We start from the raw sequence: 12,420 nt of genomic DNA on the forward strand, positions 1-12,420 counted from the left end.
CGCCCCACCCACCGCCTGACCACACGTCGCCCCGGCGTTCCCGCGCCGGAACGCGGCGGCGCGCCGTGTCGTCGCGCCCGTGTCGCGGCAAGGCTTCGGCTCCGCCCCGACCGATGCGGCGTGCGAGCCCGACGCGTCGCCGTCGCGCTCCGCCCGAACCGGTCCGCCCGGACGCCGCCCCCTTCGAATCCGTTCGGCCGTGCACGGCCGCCGTCGACCCATCCCCTTCTAGGAGATATCCCATGTCCACCCTGTCCCGCTTTCTCGCGACCGGTTCCCTCGTCGCCCTCGCGCTGCTCGCGGTCCCCGCCGGCGCCCACGAGTACAAGGCCGGCGCGCTCGCGATCGCCCACCCCTGGACGCGGGCGACGCCGAACGGCGCCAAGGTCGGCGGCGGCTACCTCAGCGTCACCAACACCGGCACCACGCCGGACACGCTGCTCGGCGCCTCGGTGACCGGGGCCGACCACGTCGAGATCCATTCGATGACGATGGACGGCACGGTGATGAAGATGGCCCCGGTCGCGGGCGGCCTGGTCATCGCGCCGGGCGCCACGGTGACGCTCGCGCCGGGCGGCTACCACATGATGTTCGTGGACCTGCAGGCCCCCCTGAAGAAGGGCGAGCGCGTCAAGGGCACGCTGCAGTTCGAGAAGGCGGGGACCGTCCCGGTCGAGTTCGCGGTGGAGGCGATCGGCGCGAAGGCTCCCGAGGGCGGCCACGGGGCGGGCGGGCACGGGGCGGCCGGCCACGACCATGGCCACTGATCCGCCTCCCGTCACGCCGGCCCAGCGCCGGGCGGGCCACGGCATCCTGGCGGTGGTGCTCGTCGGCATCCTCGGCATCGCCGGGGGCGTGGTGGCGAGCCTGCCGCGCGGCCCCGCCAAGCCGGCGATGTCCGTGGTCGGCGGCCCGTTCCGGCTGCAATCGTCCAAGGGCGGGATCCTCGATTCGGCGACGCTCGCCGGCAAGCCCTTCCTGGTGTTCTTCGGGTTCACCCGCTGCCCGAACGTCTGCCCGACGACGCTGGCCGACCTGACCAACCTGATCGACGACCTGCACAAGGCCGGCGGCGACATCGGCGCCTACTACATCACCCTCGATCCCGAGCGCGACGACGTCGCGGTGCTGCGCGACTACATGGGCTCGTTCAGCGATTCGATCACGGGGCTGACCGGAACCCGCGCGGAGATCGACCGGGTGGCGCGGTCCTACCGCGTGTTCTCCAAGAAGGTCCCGCTGCCGGGGGGCGACTACACCCTCGAGCACACGCTGATGGTCTACCTGATGGACCGCGACGGCGGCTTCGTCGGCCCGCTCGACCTCGCGGCCGGGCACGGGCTCGCCCTCCGGCAGATCCAGGCCCTCCTGTGAGCGGCCGGGCGAAGCAGGTCGGCGGACCGCGACCGAACGTGCGCGACGCCGTCTACAGGGCGGTCTGGCGCTGGCATTTCTACGCCGGCCTGCTCTGCCTGCCGTTCCTGATCCTGCTCTCGGCCACGGGGGCGATCTACCTGTTCAAGGACGAGATCAACGCGACCCTGTTCGCGGCCCGGACCGTCGTCGCGGCCGAGGCCACGGCGCCCCTGAGTCCGGACCGGCTGATCTTCAACGCCCTGGAGACCGCTCCCGACGCCGAGGCCGCGACCTTCACGGAGCCGGCCGACGCGACCGCATCCGCGGTGGTGACGCTCGTCGAGGACGGACGCCGCATCCTGGTCTTTCTGAATCCCAACACCGGCGACGTGCTCGACCGGGTCGCGGCCGACCGGGAACTCATGATGGTCGTGCGGCGGCTGCACAGCCTCGCCTATTTCGGGCCGGTCGCCAACGGCGTCGTCGAGGTGGTGGCCGGCTTCGCCATCATCCTCGTGGCGACCGGAGCCTATCTCTGGTGGCCGCGGGGCCGAGGCGGCGGGGTGGTCACGATCCGCGCAGGGCCGGCGCAAAGGGTCTGGTGGCGCGACCTTCACGCCGTCACCGGGCTGGTGGCCGGCGCCGGCCTCGTCTTCCTGGCCGCGACCGGCCTGCCGTGGTCGATCGTCTGGGGCGCCCAGCTCAGGACCTGGTCGAACGCGGCAGGCCTCGGACAGCCGCGGGCGCTCTGGGCCGACAAGGCGGTCTCCGCCGTCCCGATGGGCGAGCGGGTGAGCGCCGCCGGATGGACTATGCAGGACGCGCCGGTTCCGCTCTCGCGGCCACAGGACCCCTTGGTGGCGATCGGGATCGACCGGGCGGTGGCGATCCTGCACGGGCTCGGCATGCCGGCGGGCTTCGAGGTCGCGCTGCCGGCCGGCGGCACGGACGTCTACGCCGCGGCCGCCTATCCGCGCGCCGTGAGCCGCCAGCGCCTGATCTCCCTCGACCAGTACACCGGAAGACCCCTCGTCGATGTGCGGTTCTCCGACATCGGCGGGGTGGGGCGGGCGATCCAGTACGGGATCGGCCTCCACAAGGGCGATCTCTGGGGCCGCGCCAACCAGCTCGCGATGCTGGCCTTCTGCCTCGCGACGATCCTGCTCTCGATCACCGCCGCGGCGATGTGGTGGAAGCGGCGTCCCGCGGGCCGGCTCGGCGTGCCGCCCTGGCCCCGCGACCGCCGGATCGCCGCCGGGGTCACCGGGCTGGTGCTCGGCCTCGGCCTGCTCTTCCCGCTCACCGGTCTCGTCATCCTGGCGATGCTCGGCCTCGACCTCGGCATCCAGACCCTGCGCCCGCGCAGGGCCGCGTGAGGAGGGCACCGGCCATGAAGCCCTCGAGCGCCCTGCACGCCCGCCCGACCTGGCGCGAGACCGTGGGCACCGCGCTGATCCTTCTGGCGATCTGGGCGCAGTCGATCGTGCCGCTCGCCGCCCTGCGGATCGCGGCCGAGCCTGCGTCGCCGGGCCTGTCGGCGATCTGCGGCCACGCCCTCGACGCCCCCGCCGCCGAGGAGCCGGCGCTGCCCACGCCCGGCTGCGACGCCTGCCCGCTCTGCGCCGCGGGGCTTGCCGCGCCGGCCGTCCCCGCGCCGCAGCCGGCAGCGCGGATCCTGCGTTGGTCGCCCGTCGCCTGGCCGACCCCGCCGCCGGCCCGGACCGCACATCGCCCGCCGCTCGCCGGCCGGCCGAGGGCACCGCCGACCCCGCTCTGATCGAACCTTGGACCTCTTCCGGCGGGCCGCTCCCGCCTGCCTCCCGATCAGACGAGCCCAGCCGATGTCCCTTCCGTCAAAACTCCGGCTGCGCGCCGGAATCCTGCTCCTGTCCGCCTGTCCCGTTCCCCTCGCCGCCGCGCCCACCGAAGAGAGCGTGACGCTGTCCGAACTTTCCGTCGTGGGCGAGCGCGACGGCCCGGCGGCGGCCGTCCCCTTCGGCGTCGCCGCGCCGCAGGGCTCGGCGCCCAGCGTCATCGAGCATCCGGTCGGGCAGGTCGTGACCGAGATCGGGCGGCGGGACACCATCGAGAACCGGCCGGCGACGAGCATCGGCGCGGTGCTCGCCAACAGCCCCGGGGTCACCGTGCGCCAGGGCAACGGCGGGCGCGACGTGATCATCTCGATCCGCGGCAACAACGCCCGCTCCACCGGCGTGATCAAGAACACGGTCGTGCTGGAGGACGGGTTCGTCCTGACCCAACCCGACGGCGCCTCGCGCTTCGACATCGCCGACCCGCGGGCCTATTCCCGCATCGACGTGTTCCGCGGGCCGCAATCGGCACTGTTCGGCAACTACGCGACCGGCGGCGCGATCGCCTTCCGCACCCGCACCGGCCGCGAGATCGACGGGTACGAGGTCGGCACCGATGCCGGCAGCTTCGGCTACCTCAGCAACTATTTTACGGTCGGCGGCGCCAGCGGCCCGTTCGAGATCAGCCTGTTCGCCAGCGACGTGCGCGCCAACGGCTACCAGGACCATGCGTCCTACGACACGCAGACCATCGACCTGCTCGCGAGCTACACCCCGACGCCGGACAACCGCTTCACCCTGAAGGTGATCAACAACGACCTGCAGGCGGACCTCGCCGCCCGGTCCTCCCTCAACGACTTCCGGACCAACCCGTACCAGCGCGGCTGCGCGGCGGCCGCGACCGCCGCCGCCGGCTGCACCTTGACGAACCTCATGGTGAACGGCGCCTTCGGCCGAACGGTGGGCGTGACCGCCGACGAGGCCGGGTTCGGGCGCAAGGACCGGCGCACGATCGTGGCGGCGCGCTACGAGCACGACATCGACGCGCAGACGACGTGGCGCACGCAACTCGGCTTCGACGAGCGCAACTTCAACCAGCCGTTCTACGCGACGTCCTCGCGGGGCTCGTACCCGTCCTGGAACTTCCTCACCGACGCGACCCGGCGCTACGACCTGTTCGGCCTGCCGGCGGTCGGCTACGTGGCGCTGGCCTACAACACGATCGACAACCACATCTCGACCTACAACCGCGCGCCCTATGGCGGCCCGCGGCTGGGCGCGCTGATCGGCGAGCAGGAAGCGGTGCAGTCGAACCTCGGCGGCCGCGCCCGCACCGAGGTCGCGCTGTCCGACCGGTGGACGGGGGTCGTCGGCATCAGCGCCGAGGGCACGGCGATCACCGGGCGCAACCTCGCCTACGCCTACACTGCGACGGGCGCGACCACGACGATCGCGGACGTGAACCGCACCTTCCTCAACGTCGCCCCGGAGCTGGCGCTGGTCTACCGCCCGGGCACGGAGTGGGCGTTCCGCGGCCGCGTCGCCACCGGGTACACCACGCCGGCGGCGAGCAACCTGTTCGTGACCGCGGCGGGCCTGCCCGGCAACAACACCGGGCTGCAGACCCAGGAGAACCTCGGCTTCGACCTCGGCGCCGAGTGGACGCCGACCGAAAACCTGCGCCTCAGCGTCACCGGCTTCTACGAGTTCTTCCGCAACGAGCTCGTCTCGCAATCGCCCGGCGCCGGCCTGCAGAGCTACACCTTCAACGCCCCGGCATCCGAGCATCGCGGCATTGAGGTCGGGATCGATTGGGCCTTCGCGCCGGGCTGGCGCGGGGTGGCCGCCTACACCTTCGACGACCAGATCTACACCCGCTACGTCGAGCAGCTCAGCGCCGGCGCGCTGACCCGACGCCTCGACCGCGCCGGAAACCGCATCCCCGGCGTGCCGGCCAACCAGCTGCTGGCCCGGATCGGCTACGACGTCCCGGCCGGGCCGCTCGCCGGGCTCGGCGCCTTCGTCGAGACCGTGTTCCAGGACGACTTCTACCTCGACAACGCCAACCAGCTGAAGGCGCCGGGCTACGCCGTCGTCAACGCCAACGTCCACTACGCGACGGAGCTGGTGGGCGGCTACGCCAAGCGCCTCACGGTCTACGCCGAGGTGCGCAACGTGTTCGACACGGTCTACGCGGCCTCCGCCCAGAACCTCGCCAACTCGATCAGCGCGACGACCGGCGTGCAGAACGGCGCCGCCGCGCTCGCCGCCGTCACCGGCTCGATCTACGCTGGCGCCCCGCGCAACGTGGTGGCGGGGATGAAGCTGGCGTTCTGAACCCTCAGATCACGGCCTCGATCAGCCCGAGGCGGCGGGCCTCCTCGGCCTCGATGTACCAGTTGTACGGGGCGCGCTCGATCACCGCGTCGAGGGTCACCTGCGAGCCCTCGACGAGGTTGGCGAAGCCCTCGTTCTGGATCGCGATCGAGCATTCGATCTCGTGGAGCGTCGCCTTCACCGTGGCGATGCAGGTGGTGAGCGGGCCGTTGATCTGAAGCTCCTTGGCGAGCTTGCGCTCGTGGATCATCAGCCGCGTGCCGGGAGTGAGGTAGCGGTTCTTCCGGGTGAAGAAGCTCATGAAGGTGGTGCCGGCGGAGTAGATCGCCGCCTTGCCGAGGAAGGCGTAGCGGCATTGCGGGTTCATCGCGCTCTTGAAGCGGATGTCCTCGCCCATCATCCGCGCCACCTCCGGGTCGCCGCCGAGCGTGGTCAGCTCGACCACGACGAGCCCGTCGCACGGCGCCTGGCCGATCTGGCGCCGGAAGTCCTTGTACATGTCGTAATCCACCGTGCCGGCGAGCAGGACGGTCGGGGCCGCGAAGTCGGCGGCCTTCAGGGGCGTCGTGTCCAAGGTCGTATCTCGGGTCTGATCCATGGGGAGCTGTGGCCTTGCGATGCCGGCGACGCCGCGATGCGCGCCGGCTCTACGGCCTGCACAACCCGCGCCGGACGGGTTCGTTCAGGAAAAGATCCGCATCCGGGAACCCGTCAGCGCGACAGGCCGTCGTCGGGCGCGCGCAGGCGGTAGCCGACGCCGGTCTCGGTGAGCAGCAGGCGCGGGCGCTCGGGGTCGGCCTCCAGCTTCTGCCGGAGCTGGCGCATGTAGACCCGCAGGTATTGCGGGTCGGACGAGGCCGAGACCGCGCCCATCAGCTGGGCGTGGGTCAGCACCTTGCCGGCATGCTGCACCAGCACGCGCAGGAAGTCGTATTCGCGCGGCGTCAGCTTCGCCTCGCGTTCCTCCACCCGGACGATGCGGCGCACGAGGTCGACGCTCAGAGGGCCGACCCGGAACAGCGGGCGCTGCCCTTCCGTCGCGAGCTGGTGGCGGAGCGCCGTGCGGATGCGGGCGAGCAATTCGCCCATGCCGAAGGGCTTGGTGACGTAGTCGTCGGCCCCGAGGTCGAGCGCCTCGACCTTCCCGGTCTCGTCGTCGCGGCTCGACAGCACCACCACCGGCAGGGCCGGATGCGCCTTGCGGATCTCGGCGAGCAGGTCGTGCCCGCGCATGTCGGGCAGCCCGAGGTCGAGGATCACGAGGTCCACGGTCTCGTGGCCCGACGCCTTGCGGCGCAAGGTCTCCAGGGCGGTTCGCCCGTCCGGCGCCTCGAGCACGGCGTAGCCCTGCGTCCCGAGCCCGGTGCGCAGCAGCCGCCGGATCGGCGGCTCGTCGTCGACGACGAGGACGTGCAGGGTCATGCGGCCCGCTCCGACGCGGTCCGGGCCGGCTCGGCGGGGACCGGCAGGGTGATGGTGAAGGCCGCGCCCGCGCGGTCGCGGCGGTTGGCCCCGGTCACGGTGCCGCCCATCGCCTCGATGAAGCCGCGCGAGATCGGTAGGCCGAGGCCGGTCCCGGCCCGCACGCTGTCGGCCTTGGCGACGCGGTAGAACGTGTCGAACACCCGCTCCCGGTCGGCCTCGGGCAGGCCGTCGCCCTCGTCGAGGACCTCGATCAGCACCCGCATCCCCTCCCGTCGCCCGAGCAGGCGGATCGTCGAGCCCTCGGGCGCGTACTTGCCGGCGTTGTCGAGGAGGTTGACCAGCACCTGCTCGAACAGCACCGGGTCGAGCCGCAAGGGCGGCAGGTCCTTGGCGATCTCCACCGCCACGCGGTGGGCGGCCAGGATCTTGTCCATGCGCCGCAGCGCCGTGTCGGCGACCTCCGCGACGTCGTGGAGGGCGACGTTGGGCACCACCGCGCCGGCCTCCAGGCGGGTCATGTCCAGGAGGTTGGCGATGAAGCGGTTGAGGCGCTCGGATTCGGCGATGACGGTCGCCAGCAGGTCGGCCTTCTCCGTGCCGTCGAGGGCGTCGTCGAGGTCGCGCAGCGTCGTGGCCGCCCCGAGCACGGCGGCCAGCGGCGTGCGCAGGTCGTGCGAGATCGAGGTGAGCAGGGCCTGGCGCAGGCGGTCGGTCTCGGCCGCGCGCTCGGCCCGGTCGAGGTCCTCGACGAGGCGGACGCGCTCGATGGCGAGCGCGCCCTGGTCGGAGAGCGCATCGACGAGGCGCCGGCTCTCCGGCGAGAGGATCGGCCCGGGCCGGTCGGCATCGAGGCCGATGACGCCGAGCGTGCCGCGGCCGGTCCGCATCGGCAGGAACAGGCGCTTGGCACCGGGCAGGGTGTCGGCGCCGCGGCCGGCCGCGCGGTCGTTGTCGAAGGCCCAGGTCGCGGCGGCGAGGTCGGCGGCGTCGAGGGTGTCCTCGGGCGGGTAGCCGGCCCGCACCGCGATCGCGCCGGCCTCGGGCAGGAGCAGCACGACGCGGACCTCGAGGCTGGCGGCGACCTGGTAGGCGGTGGCCCAGAGCACGTCGTCGAGCGTCCCGCAGCCGGCGAGCTTGCGGCTGAAGCCGTAGAGCCGCTCGCTCGCGACCGCCCGCGCCCGGGACACCAGCGCCTCCTCGCGGGTGCGCGCGGCGAGGTTCGAGACCAGCACCGCGACCAGCGTGAACAGGCAGAAGGCGGCGACGTTGGTCGGGTCGGCGATGGTGAAGGCGTAGAGCGGCGGCAGGAAGAAGAAGTTGTAGGCGAGCGACGCGGCCACCACGGCGGCGAGCGAGGGCCAGAGCCCGAAGCTCACCGCGACGGCGACCACCGCGGTGAGCAGGACGAGGTCGGCGTTCTCGACCCCCAGCGTCGGCTGCAAGGCGAGCGCGATCCCGAGGGCGACGGCGACGGCGCCGAGCGCGACCGCGTAGGGCCAGGCCGAGCGGGCGGGCTCCGGGGCGGCCGTGCGCAGGGGCTTCGGCGGGTCCGCGTCCTGCGTCTCCCTCTGCGCCTCGCCCGCGACGACGTGGACGCTGATCGTGCCCGAGCCGCGCACGAGGTCGCGCACCACCGAGCCGTTCAGGATCTCGAAGAGCCGCGAGCGCTCGGACTTGCCGACCACGACGTGGTTGGCGTTGGTGCTTCGCGCATAGGCCAGGATGTCGTCGGCGATCCGCCGCGAGCCCGGCACGGTCGCGGCCTCGCCGCCGAGGCGGTCGGCCAGCCGCAGGGTGTCGGCGATGCGGTCGCGCGCGGCCTCCGACAGCGCCTGCGCCCGCGGCCCCTCGACGGAAAGCGCGGTCCAGGGCGCGTGCAGCCGGTCGGCCAGGCGCTTGGCGTAGCGCACCAGGCCGGCCGCCCGCGGATCCTCGCTGACGCAGACCAGAACCCGCTCGCCCGCCCCCCAGGGGCCGGGGATGGCGTGGGCACGCATGTGGCTCAGCAGCTCGTCGTCGACCCGGTCGGCGGTGCGGCGCAAGGCCAGCTCGCGCAGAGCAGTCAGGTTTCCGCGGGAGAAGTAGTGCTTGAGGGCGCGGGTGGCGTTGCGGGGCCGGTAGACCTTGCCGTCCTCCAGCCGCCGGATCAGGTCGTCGGGGTTGAGGTCGATCACCTCGATGTCGTCGGCCCGGTCGAGGATGCCGTCGGGCACGGTCTCGCGCACCCGGATGCGGGTGATCTGCGCGACGACGTCGTTCAGGCTCTCGACGTGCTGGATGTTGAGGGTGGTGTCGACGTCGATGCCGGCGTCGAGCAGCTCCTCGACGTCCTGGTAGCGCTTCGGGTGGCGCGAGCCCGGCGCGTTGGTGTGGGCGAGCTCGTCGACGAGGGCCAGGGCGGGCTTGCGCGCGAGCAGCGCGTCGAGGTCCATCTCGTCGAGGCGGGTGCCCTTGTAGGCGACCGCGCGGCGCGGGACGATCTCGAGCCCGGAAAGCAGGCTCTCCGTCTCCGCACGGCCGTGGGTCTCGACCACGCCGACCACCACGTCGAGGCCGGCGCGGGCCTTGGCCTGGGCGGTCGTCAGCATCTCGAAGGTCTTGCCGACGCCGGGCGCGGCGCCGAGGAAGATCTTGAGCCGCCCACGCGACCGGTCCGCCCGGCGCGCGGCGTCGAGCAGCGCGTCGGGGGAGGGGCGGTCGGGGGCTCGGCTCGGCTCGGTCATCGAGCGCGCATCCTACGCGGAATACGGGGCGACCGGGGCTATTTCGCCATCTCGTCCAGGGCGAGGTTGAGGGCCAGCACGTTCACCCGCGGCTCGCCTAGGAGGCCGAGCCAGCGGCCGCGGACCTGCCCCGCGACGAGGTCGCGGAGGGAGGGCTCGGGGAGCGACCGCGCGGCCGCCACGCGCTTCACCTGGAACAGGGCGGCTTCGGGCGAGATGTCCGGATCGAGCCCCGACGCGCTCGTGGTCACGAGGTCCACCGGCACCGGCACGCCCGGGTTCTCGGCCTTCAACCGGGCGAGGTCGGCGCCGACCCGCTCGGCGAGCGCGGCGCTGGTCGGGCCGAGGTTGGAGCCCGACGAGTTCGCGGCGTTGTAGGGCGCCGGCACGGTCTTGGCCGCATCCGCCGGGTCGGCGGCGACGGTGGCCGAGGGCCGGCCCTGGAAGTAGCGCGCGCTGGTGAAGTTTTGGCCGACCAGGCTCGACCCGACGGGTCGGCCGTCGCGCAGGACGATCGAGCCGGCGGCCTGGCTCGGGAAGGCGAGGCCGGCGAGCCCCGTCATGGCCAGGGGGTAGGCGAGCCCGGTGAGCGCGGTCAACGCGATCAGCAGGACGAGTGCGGGGCGAAGCTGGGTCAGCATGGCGGGGTCTCGGGACGCGAAGGGAAAGATCAGGCGAGGTGGAGCGCGGTGACGGCGAGGTCGATCGCCTTGATGCCGGCGAAGGGCACCAGGATTCCGCCCAAGCCGTAGATCAGGAGATTCCGGCGCAGCAGTGCCCCGGCCCCGACCGCCCGGTAGGCGACGCCGCGCAAGGCCAGCGGGATCAGCGCGACGATGATCAGCGCGTTGAAGATGATCGCCGACAAGATCGCGCTCTGGGGCGAGGCGAGCCCCATCACGTTCAGCGCCTGGAGCTGCGGGTAGAGCCCGAGGAACATCGCCGGGATGATGGCAAAGTATTTCGCCACGTCGTTGGCGATCGAGAAGGTGGTCAGCGCGCCCCGCGTCATCAGCAGCTGCTTGCCGATGCCGACGATCTCGATGAGCTTGGTCGGGTCGGAATCGAGGTCGACCATGTTGCCGGCCTCGCGGGCCGCCACCGTGCCGGTGTTCATCGCGACGCCGACGTCGGCCTGCGCCAAAGCCGGGGCGTCGTTGGTGCCGTCGCCGCACATGGCGACGAGCTTGCCCTCCGCCTGCTCCTTGCGGATCAGCGCCAGCTTGTCCTCCGGCGTCGCCTGGGCGAGGAAGTCGTCGACGCCGGCCTCGGCCGCGATCGCGGCGGCGGTGACGGGGTTGTCGCCGGTGATCATCACCGTGCGGATGCCCATGCGGCGCAGTTCCGCGAAGCGCTCGCGGATGCCGCCCTTCACGATGTCCTTCAGCGTCACCACGCCCAGCAGCCGCCCGTCGCGGGAGACGGCGAGCGGCGTGCCGCCGGCCCGGGCGACCTCGTCGGCGATGGCGCGGACCTCCTCGACGCCCTCCGTCGAGGCGGTCGGCGCGTAGGCGAGCGCCGCGCTCGAGCCCCGCGTCGCGACCGGGCCGCCGCCCGCCGCCGCGACGATCGCCTCGACGGCGCCCTTTCGGATCTGTGCGCCGGCGAGGTCGACGCCGCTCATCCGGGTCTGGGCGGTGAAGGGCACGAAGGTGGCGTCGAGGTGCCCCATGTCGCGGGCACGAATGCCGTAGCCTTCCTTGGCCAGCACCACGATCGAACGCCCCTCCGGCGTCTCGTCGGCGAGCGAGGCAAGTTGCGCCGCGTCGGCCAGCTCCTGCTCGGTGACGCCGCGGACGGGGCGGAACGCGGTGGCCTGCCGGTTGCCCAGCGTGATCGTGCCGGTCTTGTCCAGCAGCAGCGTGTCGACGTCGCCGGCCGCCTCCACCGCGCGGCCCGACATCGCGAGTACGTTGAAGCGCACCAGCCGGTCCATGCCGGCGATGCCGATGGCCGACAGGAGCGCGCCGATGGTCGTCGGGATCAGCGTGACGAACAGGGCGACCAGCACGATCAGCGGGATGGCGCCGCCGGCGTAGGATGCGAAGCTCGGGATCGAGGCGACGGCGAAGACGAAGATCAGGGTCAGCCCGGCGAGCAGGATGTTGAGCGCGATCTCGTTCGGGGTCTTCTGACGGGAGGCGCCCTCGACGAGGGCGATCATCCGATCGACGAAGGTCGAGCCGGCAGCCGCCGTGATCCGCACCCGGATCGCGTCGGAGAGCACCTGCGTGCCGCCGGTCACCGCCGAGCGGTCGCCGCCGGATTCGCGGATCACGGGGGCGGATTCGCCGGTGATCGCCGCCTCGTTGACCGAGGCGATGCCGAGGATGACCTCGCCGTCCGAGGGGATGATGTCGCCGGCCTCGACCAGCACCACGTCGCCGACCTTCAGGCCGTTGCCGGGCACGGTCTCGTAGGCCTCGCCTCGACCGGTCAGGCGCTTGGCCAGGGTCTCGGTCCGGGTGCGGCGCAGGGATTCCGCCTGCGCCTTGCCGCGCCCCTCGGCGACGGCCTCGGCGAAGTTGGCGAACAGCACCGTGAACCACAGCCACAGGATGATCTGCCCGGAGAAGGCGAGGTCCGCCGCCCCGGTCGCGGCGTCGCGCACGAACAGGATCGTGGTGAGCAGGGCGACGACCTCGACGACGAACATCACCGGGTTGCGCACCATCAGGCGCGGATCGAGCTTCCTCACGGCACCGAGGAGGGCCGGGCCGACGAGGGCCGCGCTGAACAGGTTTTGGGAGGGGCGGGACATGGGGGGT

10 protein-coding genes are annotated in these 12,420 nt (G+C 72.5%); 5 read left to right on the forward strand and 5 right to left on the reverse strand.

All coding sequences use genetic code 11. The features are described from left to right. The first annotated feature begins 242 nt into the window (after positions 1–242). From FV226_RS24480 to FV226_RS24500, 5 genes are all read left to right on the forward strand, one after another. Positions 243–767, forward strand: a complete 525-nt coding sequence (locus tag FV226_RS24480) for a copper chaperone PCu(A)C (RefSeq protein ID WP_147764957.1) — start codon at positions 243–245, stop codon at positions 765–767. Further along, a complete protein-coding gene (locus FV226_RS24485) occupies positions 757–1,374 on the forward strand; it encodes an SCO family protein (protein ID WP_147764958.1) in 618 nt (205 codons plus the stop codon). Before FV226_RS24480 ends, FV226_RS24485 begins: the two co-directional genes overlap by 11 nt. Positions 1,375–1,412: 38 nt before the next feature. Further along, positions 1,413–2,732 carry a PepSY domain-containing protein gene (locus FV226_RS24490; protein ID WP_246691726.1) on the forward strand — a complete coding sequence of 440 codons (1,320 nt, stop codon included), beginning with the start codon at positions 1,413–1,415 and terminating at the stop codon, positions 2,730–2,732. A gap of 14 nt (positions 2,733–2,746) precedes the next feature. Further along, complete coding sequence (locus FV226_RS24495; RefSeq protein WP_147764960.1) at positions 2,747–3,133, forward strand: hypothetical protein; 387 nt, start codon at positions 2,747–2,749, stop codon at positions 3,131–3,133. Positions 3,134–3,197: 64 nt separating this feature from the next. Then, the gene (locus FV226_RS24500) at positions 3,198–5,504 is read left to right on the forward strand and encodes a TonB-dependent receptor (RefSeq protein WP_147764961.1); all 2,307 of its coding nucleotides are present in this window, start codon (positions 3,198–3,200) and stop codon (positions 5,502–5,504) included. Between the two features lie 4 nt (positions 5,505–5,508). Here FV226_RS24500 and FV226_RS24505 read toward each other — a convergent pair whose 3' ends face one another. The 5 genes from FV226_RS24505 to kdpB form a co-directional block, all read right to left on the reverse strand. Beyond that, entirely contained in the window at positions 5,509–6,078 is a 570-nt protein-coding gene (locus FV226_RS24505) for a peptidase S14 (protein ID WP_147754246.1), read from the reverse strand. Between the two features lie 137 nt (positions 6,079–6,215). Further along, entirely contained in the window at positions 6,216–6,926 is a 711-nt protein-coding gene (locus tag FV226_RS24510) for a response regulator transcription factor (protein WP_147764962.1), read from the reverse strand. Beyond that, on the reverse strand, positions 6,923–9,652 hold the full coding sequence (locus FV226_RS24515) for a sensor histidine kinase KdpD (RefSeq protein WP_147764963.1): 2,730 nt from the start codon (positions 9,650–9,652) through the stop codon (positions 6,923–6,925). Before FV226_RS24515 ends, FV226_RS24510 begins: the two co-directional genes overlap by 4 nt. 38 nt (positions 9,653–9,690) lie before the next feature. Next, positions 9,691–10,293, reverse strand: coding sequence for a K(+)-transporting ATPase subunit C (locus tag FV226_RS24520; RefSeq protein ID WP_147754249.1), 603 nt, complete (start codon positions 10,291–10,293; stop codon positions 9,691–9,693). A gap of 29 nt (positions 10,294–10,322) precedes the next feature. Next, on the reverse strand, positions 10,323–12,413 hold the full coding sequence (gene kdpB / locus FV226_RS24525) for a potassium-transporting ATPase subunit KdpB (protein ID WP_147764964.1): 2,091 nt from the start codon (positions 12,411–12,413) through the stop codon (positions 10,323–10,325). Between the last annotated feature and the right edge of the window lie 7 nt (positions 12,414–12,420).

This window comes from Methylobacterium sp. WL12, from assembly GCF_008039475.1.
GTDB lineage: Bacteria > Pseudomonadota > Alphaproteobacteria > Rhizobiales > Beijerinckiaceae > Methylobacterium > Methylobacterium cerastii.

Bases quoted from the DNA above. Each gene is read 5' to 3' on its own strand.
- FV226_RS24480 (WP_147764957.1), top strand. From the start codon at position 243: ATGTCCACCCTGTCCCGCTTTCTCGCGACCGGTTCCCTCGTCGCCCTC.
- FV226_RS24485 (WP_147764958.1), top strand. From the start codon at position 757: ATGGCCACTGATCCGCCTCCCGTCACGCCGGCCCAGCGCCGGGCGGGC.
- FV226_RS24495 (WP_147764960.1), top strand. From the start codon at position 2,747: ATGAAGCCCTCGAGCGCCCTGCACGCCCGCCCGACCTGGCGCGAGACC.
- FV226_RS24500 (WP_147764961.1), top strand. From the start codon at position 3,198: ATGTCCCTTCCGTCAAAACTCCGGCTGCGCGCCGGAATCCTGCTCCTG.
- FV226_RS24510 (WP_147764962.1), bottom strand. From the start codon at position 6,926: ATGACCCTGCACGTCCTCGTCGTCGACGACGAGCCGCCGATCCGGCGG.
- FV226_RS24515 (WP_147764963.1), bottom strand. From the start codon at position 9,652: ATGACCGAGCCGAGCCGAGCCCCCGACCGCCCCTCCCCCGACGCGCTG.
- FV226_RS24520 (WP_147754249.1), bottom strand. From the start codon at position 10,293: ATGCTGACCCAGCTTCGCCCCGCACTCGTCCTGCTGATCGCGTTGACC.
- kdpB (WP_147764964.1), bottom strand. From the start codon at position 12,413: ATGTCCCGCCCCTCCCAAAACCTGTTCAGCGCGGCCCTCGTCGGCCCG.